Source organism: Dickeya lacustris (assembly GCF_029635795.1).
Lineage (GTDB): Bacteria > Pseudomonadota > Gammaproteobacteria > Enterobacterales > Enterobacteriaceae > Dickeya > Dickeya lacustris.
In genome coordinates this window covers 4,077,138-4,093,058 of sequence record NZ_CP114280.1, presented here as the reverse complement: position 1 = coordinate 4,093,058, position 15,921 = coordinate 4,077,138, and the positions used below count along the sequence as shown (strand labels likewise).

The following is a 15,921-nucleotide window of genomic DNA, read 5'->3' as shown; positions in this document are numbered from 1 at the left end:
CAGAGGAAAGAATTTCCGCTCATATATAAAAAATTAGAAATGCAATACCGTGGAGGAAAACCAGGAAAGGCCCGAATCGCCTGATATCGGGCGGGCTCGATGATAGTTTAGGGTGTTGATTTACCAACCAGTAAATCATTCGAAAATTCAGCATAGGCATTATTGATAGTTTTTTGATTCTGCCCTTGCTGAATCAGCATTGCCAACTCTTCCATTCTTTTTTGTAGCAACTCTTTTACCTGAGCTTCTGTATCAAGAATCTCCTGAAGAAGTTGCCTAAATTGTAACTGAATAACACTTGGCATATTGACAGGTGCAGATATCTGACTGATTCTCTCTATTGCCTGAATATAGATAATCTCCTGCTCAACAACGTCATCCCATGCCCCATTTAACGCCATGAGCTTAATACTCTGAATGAGTTTAAGCAGCCCCTGATACTCAGTTAATAATGGAGAGACATTTTCCATTAGCGCATTTCCGTTGTTGATTGATAGCCTGGACCAATTTTTTTCCACGCATCCGCAATATTATCAAGCAAAACTTCAACTTCTGCAATTGCATTGATATCATTATGAATGTTTGCATACAAGAGCCGACGAATCATGTAATCATAAAGGTCAGAAAGATTCTCTGCCAACTCCCCTCCGTTCTGCATATCCAAACCTAACTGCAGTCCATTGCTAATAATATCAATAGCTTTAGACAGGGAGTTTCCTTTATTAATAATATCTCCCTGCTCTATGAGTATGCGAGCTCTTACCAGCGCACTTTTAGCGCCATCAAACAACATAACAATTAATTGATGAGGGCTCGCACTCATTACAGCACTCTCTAAACCAATCTGAGAGTAAGCCTGAGACGCATTTTTTCTATACATGACCATACATGAATCAACTCGACTAGCAATGGAAAAATAAACAGGAAGAGCGCTTAATATTTAAACACTCAACCTGCTATATTCAGATTAACTTGAACTGCTATTTGTTTTGAATTGTTGGGTCAAGTAGTTATTCTGCGAACTAAGTTTTGACATCAGCGAAGACAGCTGGGCAAATTGTTTTTGATAACGTGCCATATTGTTATCAATGCTATCATTAATTTTCTGAATCTGATTAGCTACCGATGTTTGGCTGGATGCCAGACCATCTTTGACAGATTTCAACACACCATTCGTCGTATTTAATACACTATCAAGATATTTTGACGCCTGTGTAGCAAATCCCGTAGTAGAACCATCACCGGCAAAAAATGCACCAACAGCGCTGGAATTCGTTTTTAGTGCGCTATCAAGCTTGGCTGAATCTACTTTCAATTTCCCATTATTCAATGGATCTTGAGTAATTCCCAAATCGGCCAAAATTCTCAGGGAGTCATTGCCTGTTTGTACATTAGTTAATTGCCCCTGCAATCTTGCCTGTATCTGACTAACGGTACTATTACCCATCAATGCACCGTTACTTGATGACTGTGAACCGCTTGCTTTTTCAGTCGACGATGGAGCTGAATAGTTGGTCTGCGTTTTAATAACATCTAAGACATTGTTATAAGCAGACACCCAGTCTTGTATCGCTTTCTTAGTGCTGGACGTATCAGAACCAATCGTCAAAGTTTCAGGGGTGGCGCTTGATGATGTGGATTTTAGAGTCAATGTAACGCCAGATATTGCTGTCGATACGGTGTTGCTCTGGCTGGTTACATCCATACCATTCAGTTTGAATGCGGCGTCCTGTGCGGCAACGTTTTCAGTGAATGAGCCCAAGGGCGTTGCTAACGCACCAGAAACAGAGACACTCATAGCAGACTTCGTACCAGTATCTTTCGCTGTCAACATCAGGTAACTTTGTGAGCCGTTATTAACAACAGTTGCACTAACGCTGCCACCAGCATTATTGATAGCATCACGAATATCATTCAACGACGTTTTATCATCAGTCAAAGTGACGGTGAGTGGTTTTGACTGGCTGGCTTGATTGATAGTAATAACACTCGACGTACTGGATGTACCTCCAGTGACTAAAGCCGTTGACGCACTACTAAACCCACCGGATATTTGGGCCTGGGCCTGAGCCAATTTACTAACCGATAAGCTATAGACACCAGCAACAGCGGAACTGTCTGTAGTTACACCGAAAGAGGTATTGGTGCTATTGACTGTAGTGGACGAAATAGTTTTAAAATTTTTCAGCGTCGTTGTTGCTGTGTTAAGGCTATTTAAGGCAGCCTCTACCGCGCTAAGACCGCGCGACTGAGCAGTCAACGTATTCTGCTTGTTGGTATAAGGCGTTAAACGAGCTTGTTCTGATGTCTGTAAATTGGTTAATAACGTCGTCAGGTTGAGGCTACTGCCGTTTAGCGTATTTGCAAAGCTTAACCCCAAGAGCGACGTGGTATTACTAACGAGAGTAGCCATGGTGAACCCTTCATCTAATTTGCAAGATAACTCACTTATCGGCACGACGAGTAAAAAGTTTAGCGTAAAATGATGGAATCAGCCTGTTTACCCGTAGCCAAGGTAACGCACTACCACCGCCACCTCTTCCGATGATATCGCTTTAGCGCACGCACCGTAACTGTTTTTTGTGTCAACCGCAGCCCAAACATTGACATACAATAACGACGCCAACCCAATGCTCTCTCGATTTTACTTAGACGAAACAGCTGCACGGTGATACTGCTACACCTGTCTTTTATGACGCAAGGTAGACATACCAGAGCAACGCATGGTGAGCACGATGCCAACGACACTAACAAAAAATATGCATTTTCTGCTATGGCACAGAGGTTCGCTAAAAATGGGGGCATGATTTCACGCGGCTATTGCTGCTATTTAGGTATTGGGCATCATCCTAAACAACATATTGCGAAGCGTAATGTCCTGCACAGTCTCCTATCATTTTCAAACAATAAGAAAAATCCACTATGGCAGTAAAAGAGCGCAAATTAGCCTATGATGAAAGTGCCGTCACGCGGGTCAGCACCCTTTACCGGCGAGTCGTTTACCGGCAGCACATCCGCGCGCTTTAACAAGGTAATGTGAGGACGGCTCATCAGCATCGATGTGTCACCCATAGACAAAGGAGATCGCGATATGGCAGGCAGTAAAAAGAAAAAAAGCCCGATTGGCCTGGATGTACAGCAATCTGAGAAGATTGCCGCCAAATTGAATACATTGTTGGCCAACTACCAGATTCTGTATATGAACGTACGCGGGTATCACTGGAATATTTCCGGCGCGGCATTTTTCGAATTGCACGCGAAGTTTGAGGAAATCTACAACGAGTTACTGTTGAAGATTGACGAACTGGCAGAACGCATTCTGGCGCTTGGCGGGCAGCCACTGCATGCCTATAGCGACTACCTGAAGGTCGCTGACATTCAGGAAGATGTAAATGCCACTGAGGGTAAAAAAACACTGGAAGGGTTGCTGGCAGGTTACGCCATATTACTGCAACAACAGCGAGAACTCCTGCCACTTGCTGCAGAAGCCAGCGATGAAGGTACGGCGTCCCTGATGACGGACTACATCAAGGAACAAGAAAAACAGATTTGGATGTTTAACGCTTATCTGAAATAACCCTCACGCTCCGGCTCTCTCTGTGGAGTAGAGCCGGCCCCGCTACTCTTTCACCACTAACGTTTCCATCACTAATAACGCCTGTTGTTCTCATCCAATGTAACTTGCAGGTGCTGATAACCTAGTTAGCGCCATCAGTAACAGACTTACACACCATAATACTTATTATCCCACCGCGAAGTTTAAATAAACACCAAACAAAGTTTTTATTTTTACTCTTTTATATTTTCACTAAATCAATACTCAACAAAAAACCCGTTGCGGTTTTACTTTTATTTCCCGTCTCTATAATCGCGGCAATTGATACAAACAGCCGGGGTGAGAACATAGCGAAAACATCGCTTCCCTCTGAGAGAATTGAGACTTATCCGAACGAGGAAATATATTAAATATATTTCTTATTTTATGGCTAAAGATATATGGTAAGAGAAAAATGGAAAACACATCTGCACTATCAGTTTTTTATCACTTATTAAACGGGAATTTCCTTGGCAAGAAAATCTGGTATAAAACTGATATTAAAGCCAAATTTTTTTTACGATCGTTGTTCATGCCATCAGTGACCCTGACGTATTTGCGCCATCTGATCAATAGCCCATCGATGCGCAGAGCCGTTCTGGTTCAGCCGGTACTACCGAGCAAGATTCATCGCCCTTATCTCTATGCCAGTTTGCGCGCGCATAGCCGGGCTGATGCCATTTGCGCTCATTACCACTTTGTCGATTCATTGGCTAACCCATTTCTTAAACAGGCGCTACTCAGTCAGGATGAATATTGTCTTGCGCGTTTTAGTGGTAAGAATAATGAGAATTTCTCGATTATTTGCAGCACCTCTCGTTACGATAAAGAAGGTGAAGCCACATTACGTATTCGCTTCAATGATATGGTGTTAGCCTCACTCACTTTTTCCGTACTGAACTATCAAAATATTCGCACAATTATCATCGGCGGCCTGCAAGGAAAGGGCAACGACCAAACGCGGGAATTAATTAAAGAGGCGTCAAAAGCCTGCTTTGGTTTATTTCCCAAACGGTTATTACTAGAAAGTTTGCTGACGCTTGCTAACCTGAATGGTATCAACACCGTGTTAGCGGTCGGCGATGAAAACCACGTTTATCAAAATCTACGCTATTGCCATCGCAAGCATAACGTTCGCTTTTCCAGTTACAGCGAATTCTGGTTGTCCGTCAGCGCCAATAAACGCGAATGTGGGCTGTATCAAATCCCAACCCATATCCCTCGAAAAACACCTGAGGAACTCCCAAGCCGCAAACGCGCACAATACCAGCGTCGCTATCAGTTACTTGATGAAATCGGCCAGCAGATCCAACAAACGCTCGGCCATGCCACTACTAGCGATACCTTGCCAGCACCAACAACCGCCAGCACGATGTTGCACCGACTGGCAAGTTGACTCACCAGGCCGGGGTTAACCCCCGGCTAAAATTGGCTGTCTGTCCGGCGTTGGCTGGCATACCGTACACCCTCGTCCGCGCGCCTTGGCCTGATACAACGCCACATCAGCGGCTTTCAGCCACCCCTGATAATCGGCAAACCCTGGCTGGAATTGCACAATGCCTACACTTATCCCCACGCGCAATAGCGGAGCCTGCTGCAACTGCATGCTAATCACATGCTCACGTAAGCGCTGGATGATGCGCTCGGCCTCAAGGGCGGATGTCTGCGGCAACACCATACCAAACTCATCACCGCCAAAACGCCCGATAATATCGGATTGACGCAGCACCGATTTCATCCCGTCACTCAGCATTAAAATGACATCATCACCCACACGGTGGCCAAAACTGTCATTAATGCCCTTAAAATGATCGACATCCAACAGCGCGAGCGAAGCCACATGTTGATGTTTTACACACTGTTCAAACTGATCCTTCAGACGTTGTTCCCAATGGAGGCGGTTGTACAGCCGCGTCATGCCATCATGAATACTCATCTCACGCAGTTGCTGTTTATGTTCGGCAAGTTTGATAGCGGTACGATACGTCACCAGCCCAACCGATATGGGGTAAATAAATAGCATTGGCAGGCAGAAATAGACCTGTTCTGGCGTGGTGGCAAACAAAGGATGCCCCCCTCTTAACCAGAACGCGACCCAGGCACTCGCCCCCTGAATCAGCAGACCGTGTGAGAAAAGCCGCACGCCGCCTGCGGCAATATTGTTCATTCCCATCATCGATACAATCAAAACCGATGGCAGAGCATTAAACCCCATCATACCTATCCACACGCCGCCCATGCAGGCATCCAAACGCAGATTACCAAACTCAAATCGTTTAGGGTCACGGGCACGGCAGGATAAGTAAAACGCGAGATGGGGCCAAATAAAACCGTTAAAAAACAGCACGCCCCATAGCCATAACGGCAAGGCGTGTGTGTTCAATGCTGCTGCAACATAAAAGAAACCTAACCCAAGGCCAATCGTTCTTGGTACATAAACCCGTCGGGCAAATGCCAGACCAGAGCGACGCTTATCAATATTGAGTGCAGGTGAAAAAGGCACGCCATTCTCCTTTTTAATAATTCTTATTTAAGGAACGTGCGTTTATTATTCCAAATAATTAGCCTGATAGCCTTATAAAGATGAGATTTTTCTCGTTGATAGCAAGGTGGCGTCATAGTGCCGCCACTCATCATCAACAGCGCTTGAACCGAATAAGAGCCATCGCTCGGGCCAAATAGCGGGAGGGAACCAAACAAGAAATGTTGCGGATGTTGCGGTTTTGGCCGCTTAAGGATGTTCCTGAATACCGGGGGTTTTCTGCTCGCCATAATGCAATCCTCCCGGAGCCGCGCCGTGACCACCATGTCCTCCCCCTGGCCCGCCAAACGGCGGAGGAAAGAGACACCCATTCAGGGTGGTTATCAGTGCCACGACACAGGCCAGCCGTATACTTTTTTTCATCTTTTACCTCGATATCAATATATGCGGCATCATAAAAAAGCCGCCAGCTGACAACAAGAGGCTGAAAAATAAAAAAACCTTTATTTACATAGAATTATATTCATTACATGGCGTTTTCGGTTGGCTTTCGGTTTCTTTACGGCCTGATGTTTTCTTCGGTTTACCCAAGGGATATCGCCACAACGCATCACACAACGGCATGCATACATAGCACAAATATAAAGGCGGGAATGTCTGGAGGAAAAGCCGCCTGGCAGAGCCAAGCGGCGAAGCGTGCAAGTCATCTGATTAGCCCAAACGGCTTGCTTGTATCAGCTTCAGAGCGATTATTCCAACCATTCCGTATGGAATACGCCTTCTTTATCGATACGCTTATACGTGTGCGCACCAAAGTAATCGCGCTGGGCCTGGATAAGGTTAGCGGGCAACACAGCAGAACGGTAGCTGTCGTAGTAGGCAATCGCCGCAGAGAACGTCGGCGTAGGAATACCTTGTTGCACCGCGTAAGAAACCACATCGCGCAGTGCCTGTTGATATTCATCGGCTATCTGGCGGAAATACGGCGCCAGCAGCAGATTGGCTATCTCTGCATTCTCGGTGTAGGCATCAGTAATTTTCTGCAAGAATTGAGCACGAATGATACAGCCTGCGCGGAAAATTCTGGCAATTTCGCCGTAGTTCAGGCTCCAGTTATTTTCATCAGACGCCGCTTTTAACTGAGAGAAGCCTTGCGCATAGGAAACAATTTTCCCCAGATACAACGCACGACGAACCTTCTCAACGAACTCAGCTTTATCACCACCGAACGCCTGCGCTACCGGGCCGCTCAATACGCCAGAGGCGGCAACGCGCTGGCTTTTAAGCGAGGAGAGGTAACGTGCAAACACGGATTCCGTGATCAGTGATAACGGTTCACCCAAGTCCAGTGAGCTCTGGCTTGTCCACTTACCGGTGCCTTTGTTGGCGGCCTCATCCAGAATCACATCAACCAGGAATTTGCCTTCCTCATCCTTCTTGGTGAAGATATCGGCAGTAATCTCAATCAGATAGCTACTGAGTTCGCCTTTGTTCCACTCAGCAAAGGTGCTTGCCAGCTCTTCGTTGGAGAAGCCCAGCGCCTGCTTGAGCAGTGCATACGCTTCTGCAATTAGCTGCATGTCGCCGTACTCAATACCGTTGTGAACCATTTTCACATAGTGGCCGGCACCATCAGCGCCAATGTAGGCCACGCAAGGTTCACCTTCAGCGCGAGCGGCAATTTTCTCCAGAATCGGCGCAACCAGTTCATAGGCTTCTTTCTGTCCGCCCGGCATAATTGATGGGCCTTTCAATGCGCCCTCTTCACCGCCTGAAACCCCAGTACCAATGAAGTTAAACCCTTCAGCCGACAATTCGCGGTTACGGCGAATGGTATCTTTGTAGAATGTATTACCGCCATCGATCAGGATGTCGCCCTTCTCCAGATAGGGCTTCAGGGATTCAATGGTCTTATCTGTCGCTTCCCCAGCTTTTACCATCAGCAGAATACGGCGTGGTTTTTCCAGCGAGTTTACGAACTCCTCGACGCTATAGCATGGCACCAATTTTTTGCCCGGATTCTCTGCAACCACCTCATCCGTTTTATCTGCAGAACGGTTAAAGATGGAAACCGTATAACCACGGCTTTCAATGTTCAGGGCCAGATTGCGGCCCATCACCGCCATACCGACAACGCCAATTTGCTGTTTGGACATTAAAGCAACTCCTGTCTGAAGGTTATCCGCCCGAGGCTATGTTCGCCACAGGCCATAAAAAGCAGGCTGACATGGTAACTCAGCTAACGCTGGGTGAATAGTGATTGGTGCAACAGGCGCACAGGTCGGAGTTTATAAACGATGATAGCCGCCGTAACCGATCGTTTTACCGGTAACAGCAGACACTCTTTATCGCACAGGAGCAGAAAGACGAGCAGGGAAAATCGCTCAAACCAGAAAAGAACAGAAACCCATAAACTATCGGCCTGACTGTAGCGAACAGGCAGGCCGATAGAATGATAAAAACAGCAATCTCAATGCACTAAATGGTCACATTTAAGCGTGGTACTTCTGCAAGAGCGAGGCTATCTTGGTTTTGAACGCGCCACCGAATTCCGGGTTACGCAGCCCGTAAGACACGAACGCCTGCACATAGCCCATCTTACGGCCACAGTTAAAGCTGCGCCCGGCCATTTGCACCGCATCAACCGGCTGGGTTTTGATCAGTTCAGCAATCGCATCTGTCAGCTGAATACGGCCCCAGGCACCCGGTAGAATTTTGTCCAAAATTGGCCAGGCATCTGCCGAGAGCACGTAACGCCCTACCGCAGAGAGGTCCGAACCTTCGACAGGGGCCAGTTCGGGTTTCTCAATCATTGAGACAATCGCCGCTGCATCCCCTTCTTGCGTCAACGGTTTTTCGCATTCAACAATGGAATACTCCGGCAACACTTCGTATGGACGATGTTTGACCAGCACCTGGCTGTGGCCGGTTGCCTCAAAACGGGCAATCAACTGGGCCAGATTGGCTTTTGACGGATCGGCTGAATGCTCGTCGATGACCACATCCGGTAACACGACGACAAACGGCGCATCGCCAATAATCGGACGCGCGCACGATACTGCATGCCCTAATCCAAGCGTCTGCCCCTGGCGAACGTTCATTATCGTCACCCCCGGCGGACAAATAGACTGCACTTCCGCCAGCAATTGACGCTTGGCACGCTCTTCCAGCAACGACTCCAATTCAAATGACGTATCGAAGTGGTTTTCAATCGCGTTTTTAGAGGCATGTGTTACCAACACAATTTCTTTAATTCCAGCGCTGACACACTCGTTGACGATTTTTTCAATTACCGGGCGATCAACCAACGGAAGCATCTCTTTAGGGATCGCTTTAGTAACCGGTAATAAATTCATCCCTAAACCGGCAACGGGAATAATCGCTTTTAATGCTGTCATGTGTATTCTCTCAAAAACATGCTACTTATCATCAAGGTAAAGAGTGCGCCTTACCAATGATGCTTCGGATGCAGACGGCCTTTAATATGTCACGATGGTTATGTCGCCATAGCGTATATCACCATAGCGACTAGATTACACTTAATCGGCCCCAAAGAGATCGCGGGTATAGACTTTTTCCATTACATCAGACAATTCTGGTGCCATACGGTTCGACAAAATCACATCAGACGTCTGTTTAAAGGTGTCTAAATCATGGATTACCCGTGAACGGAAAAATTCAGACTCGTTCAGCGCAGGTTCATAAACCACCACATCAATCCCTTTGGCTTTGATGCGTTTCATTACCCCCTGAATAGCAGAAGCACGGAAATTATCGGAACCGGTTTTCATGACCAGCCGGTAAATGCCGACCACTTTAGGGTTTCGCTTAATCACCGAATCTGCGATGAAATCTTTGCGTGTAGTGTTCGCATCAACAATCGCGCGAATCAGGTTATTGGGCACCGACTCATAATTCGCCAACAGTTGCTTGGTATCCTTAGGTAAACAGTAACCACCATAGCCAAATGATGGGTTGTTATAGTGTTGGCCGATGCGTGGGTCGAGCCCTACGCCTTCAATAATTTGTTTACTGTCAAGGCCTAACGTTTGTGCATACGTATCCAGCTCGTTGAAATACGCCACCCGCATCGCCAGATAGGTATTCGCAAACAGTTTGATTGCCTCAGCCTCTGTTGAGTCCGTAAACAGCACCGGAATCGATGTTTTAATCGCGCCTTCAATCAACAAATTAGCAAAGCATTCGGCGCGTTCTGAACGCTCGCCGACCACGATACGCGACGGGTAGAGATTGTCATAAAGGGCGCGGCCCTCACGCAGAAACTCGGGCGAGAAAATAATATTCTGGCAATTGAATTGCTCTCTCACCTGCTGGGTATAGCCTACGGGAATCGTGGATTTGATGATCATCACCGCATTCGGGTTTACCGCCAACACCTTGGCGATAACAGCCTCTACCGAGCGGGTATTAAAGTAATTGTTTTTCGGATCGTAATCTGTCGGTGTGGCAATAATGACAAAATCTGCGTCACGATAGGCAGCATCTGCATCCAGCGTAGCGCGAAAATTCAGCGCCGGATTGCGCAGGTACTCCTCAATTTCCTTATCGACAATCGGCGACACGCCTTGGTTGAGCCGTTCCACCTTTTCCGCGATGATATCCACCGCAACCACTTCATTATGCTGTGCTAACAGCATCGCGTTGGATAACCCAACATACCCCGTACCCGCAATTGCAATTTTCATCATCTGTTCACATTTATCCTACGAGGTACCCTGTCGTACCCGTCACAGAACAATGGCAGAAACGCAGGAATATGCGCTGCGCGTGCCATCTGGCCGTTGTATGTCCGCCATGCGCACATGGTCGGCACATTATATTCACACCTGATACCTGAATATTTACACCTGATAAAAGTCCCGATACCAGTCAACAAAAGCGCGCACGCCTTGCTCAACCCCAACTCGCGGACGATAACCCGTTAGCGTAAACAGATCCTGAGTATCTGCATATGTCTGGTAAACATCACCGGCCTGCATTGGCATAAAGTTCTTGATTGCTTCTATACCAAGCGCATTCTCAAGCGCCGTCACAAAATCCATTAGCCTCACAGGGCTGCCATGACCGATATTGTAAAGGCGATAAGGCGCGGAGCTGGTGGCCGGCGAGCCAGACTCTACCGTCCATCCTGCAACCGGTTCAGGCAGTCTATCCATCACGCGTAATACGCCTTCGACAATATCGGTGACATAAGTAAAGTCACGCCACATATCGCCTTGATTATAAATATCAATCGGCTCACCGGCTAACATCCGCCGGGTGAACTTAAACAGCGCCATATCTGGCCGCCCCCAAGGGCCGTACACCGTGAAAAAACGTAGTCCGGTGGTTGGCAGCCCATAAAGATGCGAATACGCATGCGCCATCAGTTCATTGGATTTTTTAGTCGCGGCATACAGTGAGATTGGGTGATCGGTTGAATCAGTCGGCGCGAATGGCGTTTTACTATTCAGGCCATACACCGAGCTTGATGACGCATAAATCAGATGCCCAACACCGTGATGACGGCAGCCTTCCAGCACATTTAAGTGCCCTATCAGGTTGCCTTCGGCATACACCATCGGATTTTCCAGTGAGTAAACGCACCCCGGCCTGAGCGGCCAGATGAATCACGCGGTCAAATTTTTCCGCCGCAAACAGCGCTCCCATCACCTGGCTATCCGCAATATCGATGCGTTCGAAACGAAAACCAGGCAACTCACGCAGCCGGGCCAGACGCGCCTCCTTGAGGGATACCTCATAATAACTATTGAGGTTATCGATCCCCACCACGGTATGTCCGGCCGCACAAAGCGACTGACAGGCATAGAAACCGATAAAGCCGACCGCGCCGGTAACAAGAACTTTCATTCAGCAACTCTTCATGTGACGTCAATGGCGCAGATGATACCATTCACGATAGGAATTCAGCACCCGCAAAGCATCGAAAACATGCCAAGGGTGACAGAACTATCCTCAATTCTAAGACAACAAATACCATCTTTACGCTATTTTCTTCTCTGGCAATAAGGAGATATACCCCAAATAATGCGAGTTGCAGGACAACACGCTCGCGCGTTGAACAACGCCATGCGTTGGCCCTTTGGCAAGCCTTGTCACGCCGCCCACACACCTGCAACGTGAAGTATGACGAGGATAGACATATTGATGACGGATAAAGCGCCATTGTCAGGCGAAGTTATGCCGTCTCCCGCAAAAACGGCGCTCAACTTGATATCCATCAATCCCACTGAGGCGCGTTATGGTTGAACGCCATCGCCCCTGATAGGCTATAGCGTTCTTAATCTGAAGATATGGGTGAGTTCTGCGTATGGAATGGATTGCCGATCCAACCATCTGGGCCGGTTTGGCAACACTGGTGGTGTTGGAGCTGGTTTTAGGCATTGATAATCTGGTTTTCATCGCTATTTTGGCTGAAAAACTGCCGCCGCAATCCAGAGACCGGGCTCGGGTAGTTGGCCTGCTACTGGCATTATTGATGCGTTTTGTTTTACTTTCATCGATTTCATGGCTGGTGTCGCTCACCCACCCGCTGTTCATTTTTCATCACCACCCATTCAGTGCCAGGGATGTGATAATACTGATTGGCGGTGTTTTTCTACTCTTCAAAGCCACGGTAGAATTGAATGAACGGCTCGAAGGTAAAGACGAGCCGCAACACGCACAGCGCAAAGGGGCACGCTTCTGGCCGGTTGTCGCCCAGATTGTCGTATTGGATGCCATCTTTTCACTCGACTCGGTGATAACGGCTGTTGGCATGACGGAACACCTGCCGGTGATGATGGCGGCTGTCACAGTGGCTATAAGCCTGATGTTATTGGCCAGCAAACCACTGACACGTTTCGTTAGCGCTCACCCAACCATTGTTATTTTATGCCTCAGCTTTCTACTGATGATAGGTTTCAGCCTGGTGGCTGACGCCTTCGGCTACCCCATACCCAAGGGGTATCTCTACGCCGCTATCGGTTTCTCCATCATGATAGAAATGCTCAATCAAACCGCGCAATTCAACCGCCGTCGATTCCTCTCCTCCGTGATGCCCCTGCGTCAGCGTACGGCTGAAGCCGTGCTGCGGCTACTTCGGGGGGAGCATGAGAAAACCGAATCAGAGCATGAAGCCAGCCACCGCGCGGCGACGTCTTTCGATAATCACACCCAGCCGGTCTTTAATCGTCAGGAACAGCGCATGATAGAGCGGGTGCTTGGTATGTCACAGCGATCCGTGAGCAGTATTATGACAACACGCCACGACATCGAGCATGTAGACGTCAACCTTCCAGCGGCGCAATTCTATTCGCTTATTGAAAAAAATCAGCACACCCGATTGGTGATTGTCGATAACCCGGTATCAGATGAACCACTAGGCGTCGTGCATGTCATTGACCTTTTACGCCAACAGCTACAAGGGCTGCCGCTGGATTTACGGGCGCTCATCCGCCAGCCACTGGTCTTTCCAGAACAACTCTCTTTGCTTTCTGCACTGGAGCAATTCCGTGAAGCCCATACGCATTTTGCCTTTGTCGCAGATGAATTCGGCTCAATAGAAGGCATTGTCACCCTGAGCGATGTCATGGAAACCATTGCAGGAAATCTGCCGCTCGAAGGTGAAGAGCTCGATGCCCGTCACGATATTCAGGAAACGGCAGATGGCGCGTTTATCGCGAATGGCTATCTTCCCGTAGAAGATTTACTCATGTATGTACCGCTACAACTGAGCGAAAAGCGCGAATATCACACGTTAGCGGGTTTAATCATGGAGTTGGCGCAGAAAATCCCGCAAAAGGGGGACGAAGTGCGCATTGACAATACCTTGTTCAGGGTATTGAGCGTAGAGAGTCACCGTATCACGAAGGTACTGATCACACATATTGCCGAATCACCGACCGACTACGAAGTGTGAATGTGTGAATGTGTGAATGTGTGAATGTGTGAATGCACTGTGTCGAAAACACGCGCCCGTACCCTACGAATTACCGAGATACGGGCGCGCTTAACCCAACCGTTAATCTGCTTTCGGCGCAGGGGTGATTTTTTCACTCCAGTCATTGAGGCGTTTTTTCACCTCATCCTGCAAACGCTTACGCAGCAACTGCTCTATCGGGAATTGATAATTCAGGTTGTCAAACTGACCATATAGCCGAAAGGGGATTGCATTGTCTTGCAACAATTGGCGCACCAAACTGTCCCCTTCCGTTTCATTGGGACGAATATCAACATGAATATCGCAACGTTGCGCCGATAAATCGAAATCCCCCTCGCCTTCAAGCGTTAGCGCCTGTGAGCGACCGGATAGCGATTGCAGTGTCAAATTACCCGCATCCAGCGTAGCGGCTGCGCTCATCTGCTGAATATCGGTGTAACGCGTAAACGTGTCAGGCATCGCCGAATTATTCGTACTGCGCGCAACGGCCTGCTGGATCAGTTGCTGAAGGTTTAATCCGGGCAACCGTAATGACGCAAATGAGACCTGTGCTTCGCCCTGCCACTGTGAAAGCAGCGCGGCTCGCGAGAGCTCATCACCGCGCAATTTACCGCTCAGGCTGATTTTCCCGTCCAGCGCAGGCAAGCCAAACAACGGCAGCAGGCTGGACATCTCCATTGACGTCAATGTCGGCTGCAACGTGATTGCCGGAGTGGCGTCAATATTAATACTTCCCGGTAGAGAAAACGCGCCGCTACCGATTTGCCCACTCAGCGTGTCAATAGACATCTTCCCATGCCAGTTATGGCCTTCAAGACTAAACTGATTTATCACAATGCCTTGATAAATCATTGATTTTGCCACAACCGACACCTGAGCTATCGAATCACGAATGTTTTGGTAAGAGGCAGGTGCCTGCTCTTGTGAAAACACCGGCGGCATCACCAGCGGTTTATCGCTATTGGCATGATGCTGAGAAGGTTTGACCCATCCTAGCAGCGCATCCAAATCCAGCTTTTCCGAGGTGAGCGATAACACATAATCAGGCGAGTTTTCAAAGGTTGCAGATAGCGCGCCGCTCAACTGGCTATTGTTGGCACTGAGCGCAAACTGGCTAACCGTAAGCTTTTCCGGCTGCCGCTGATATTTTCCCCGCAGCGAACCTTTGCCGCTGATGCCCTCCGCAGGCAATCCGGCACCTTGCAACTGGTAGCTCACGTTATCAATGGTCGCGGCAATTTGCTGTGGATAATTTTGCATCTCCAACAGCGCATGCAGCGTGAGCTGTAAGTCACGCTGATCGCGGTTCACGCGGCTGGATAATGACACCGATACCTGGCGGTCAGTATCTCTTTGCATACTAAATTGGATATCACGGACATTCAGCGCCGGCGCATTGCCGCGTTGAAACACCAACAAGCTGTCCGCCACATCGAGCTGGTTGATATCAAAACGCCACGATCCTTCCGGCTCCGGCAGCGACGACTTTGCCGGGGCAATCGGCACAGGGCCAGCGATGCGCGCCTCGCTTTCCGGCGTCAAACGAATGACGGCCCCCTTTAGCATGACTTGCTTTACTTCCAGACGGTGAGACAGCAGCGGCCAAAGTTTGACATCCAGCCGCATGTTCTCCGCGCTAACCACCGGCAAAGCCGCTCCGGGCGCGCTTAATGCCAGGCTATCCGAAAGGATGCTCAGTTGCGGCCAGACATGCCAGCGCAACTCGCCATCCAGCGTGAGCTTATACCCTGTGCGCGCTTCCACCTGACGCACCATATAAGCACGGAAATCATTAGGATTAATCAGTAGCACCAGCGCCGACATTCCAGCCGCCAGCACAACCAGCAGAATGATCAGCGTGGTAAACAGTCTTCTCATGCCATCCTCATTGTACCGAAATCT

General features: G+C 48.4%; 12 protein-coding genes and 1 pseudogene. 3 read left to right on the top strand and 10 right to left on the bottom strand.

Annotation, left to right across the window (positions count from 1 at the left end; all coding sequences use genetic code 11):
- Nucleotides 1–107 precede the first annotated feature (107 nt).
- From fliT to fliD, 3 genes are all read right to left on the bottom strand, one after another.
- A complete protein-coding gene (gene fliT, locus O1Q98_RS18605) occupies nucleotides 108–470 on the bottom strand; it encodes a flagellar protein FliT (protein WP_125258954.1) in 363 nt (120 codons plus the stop codon).
- A complete protein-coding gene (fliS, locus tag O1Q98_RS18600; protein ID WP_125258953.1) occupies nucleotides 470–880 on the bottom strand; it encodes a flagellar export chaperone FliS in 411 nt (136 codons plus the stop codon). Before fliS ends, fliT begins: the two co-directional genes overlap by 1 nt.
- A gap of 87 nt (nucleotides 881–967) precedes the next feature.
- Nucleotides 968–2,413: a flagellar filament capping protein FliD gene (gene fliD, locus O1Q98_RS18595; RefSeq protein WP_125258952.1), complete on the bottom strand. Its 1,446-nt coding sequence runs from the start codon at nucleotides 2,411–2,413 to the stop codon at nucleotides 968–970.
- 678 nt (nucleotides 2,414–3,091) lie between these two features.
- Between fliD and O1Q98_RS18590 the strand changes: the two genes are divergently transcribed.
- Together O1Q98_RS18590 and O1Q98_RS18585 are read left to right on the top strand one after the other, a co-directional pair.
- Nucleotides 3,092–3,577: a Dps family protein gene (locus O1Q98_RS18590; RefSeq protein WP_125258951.1), complete on the top strand. Its 486-nt coding sequence runs from the start codon at nucleotides 3,092–3,094 to the stop codon at nucleotides 3,575–3,577.
- A gap of 550 nt (nucleotides 3,578–4,127) precedes the next feature.
- Complete coding sequence (locus O1Q98_RS18585; protein WP_240632738.1) at nucleotides 4,128–4,991, top strand: VirK/YbjX family protein; 864 nt, start codon at nucleotides 4,128–4,130, stop codon at nucleotides 4,989–4,991.
- A 15-nt stretch (nucleotides 4,992–5,006) separates the two neighbouring features.
- On the opposite strand, the gene O1Q98_RS18580 is transcribed toward O1Q98_RS18585, so the two are convergent.
- The 6 genes and pseudogenes from O1Q98_RS18580 to O1Q98_RS18555 form a co-directional block, all read right to left on the bottom strand.
- Nucleotides 5,007–6,098 (bottom strand): diguanylate cyclase, encoded by a 1,092-nt coding sequence (locus O1Q98_RS18580; RefSeq protein WP_125258949.1) that lies wholly within the window; start codon nucleotides 6,096–6,098, stop codon nucleotides 5,007–5,009.
- 228 nt (nucleotides 6,099–6,326) lie between these two features.
- The gene (locus O1Q98_RS18575) at nucleotides 6,327–6,500 is read right to left on the bottom strand and encodes a hypothetical protein (RefSeq protein WP_164512973.1); all 174 of its coding nucleotides are present in this window, start codon (nucleotides 6,498–6,500) and stop codon (nucleotides 6,327–6,329) included.
- Nucleotides 6,501–6,826: 326 nt separating this feature from the next.
- Nucleotides 6,827–8,233, bottom strand: coding sequence for an NADP-dependent phosphogluconate dehydrogenase (gndA, locus tag O1Q98_RS18570; RefSeq protein ID WP_125258948.1), 1,407 nt, complete (start codon nucleotides 8,231–8,233; stop codon nucleotides 6,827–6,829).
- A gap of 336 nt (nucleotides 8,234–8,569) precedes the next feature.
- Nucleotides 8,570–9,475, bottom strand: coding sequence for a sugar phosphate nucleotidyltransferase (locus tag O1Q98_RS18565; protein WP_125258947.1), 906 nt, complete (start codon nucleotides 9,473–9,475; stop codon nucleotides 8,570–8,572).
- A 141-nt stretch (nucleotides 9,476–9,616) separates the two neighbouring features.
- Complete coding sequence (locus O1Q98_RS18560; protein WP_125258962.1) at nucleotides 9,617–10,783, bottom strand: nucleotide sugar dehydrogenase; 1,167 nt, start codon at nucleotides 10,781–10,783, stop codon at nucleotides 9,617–9,619.
- A gap of 156 nt (nucleotides 10,784–10,939) precedes the next feature.
- Nucleotides 10,940–11,948 (bottom strand): annotated as a pseudogene (locus O1Q98_RS18555) (NAD-dependent epimerase).
- A 460-nt stretch (nucleotides 11,949–12,408) separates the two neighbouring features.
- On the opposite strand from O1Q98_RS18555, the gene O1Q98_RS18550 reads away from it, so the two are divergent.
- Nucleotides 12,409–13,998 (top strand): TerC family protein, encoded by a 1,590-nt coding sequence (locus tag O1Q98_RS18550; RefSeq protein WP_125258945.1) that lies wholly within the window; start codon nucleotides 12,409–12,411, stop codon nucleotides 13,996–13,998.
- Between the two features lie 102 nt (nucleotides 13,999–14,100).
- Here O1Q98_RS18550 and asmA read toward each other — a convergent pair whose 3' ends face one another.
- Nucleotides 14,101–15,897, bottom strand: coding sequence for an outer membrane assembly protein AsmA (gene asmA, locus O1Q98_RS18545; RefSeq protein WP_125258944.1), 1,797 nt, complete (start codon nucleotides 15,895–15,897; stop codon nucleotides 14,101–14,103).
- Between the last annotated feature and the right edge of the window lie 24 nt (nucleotides 15,898–15,921).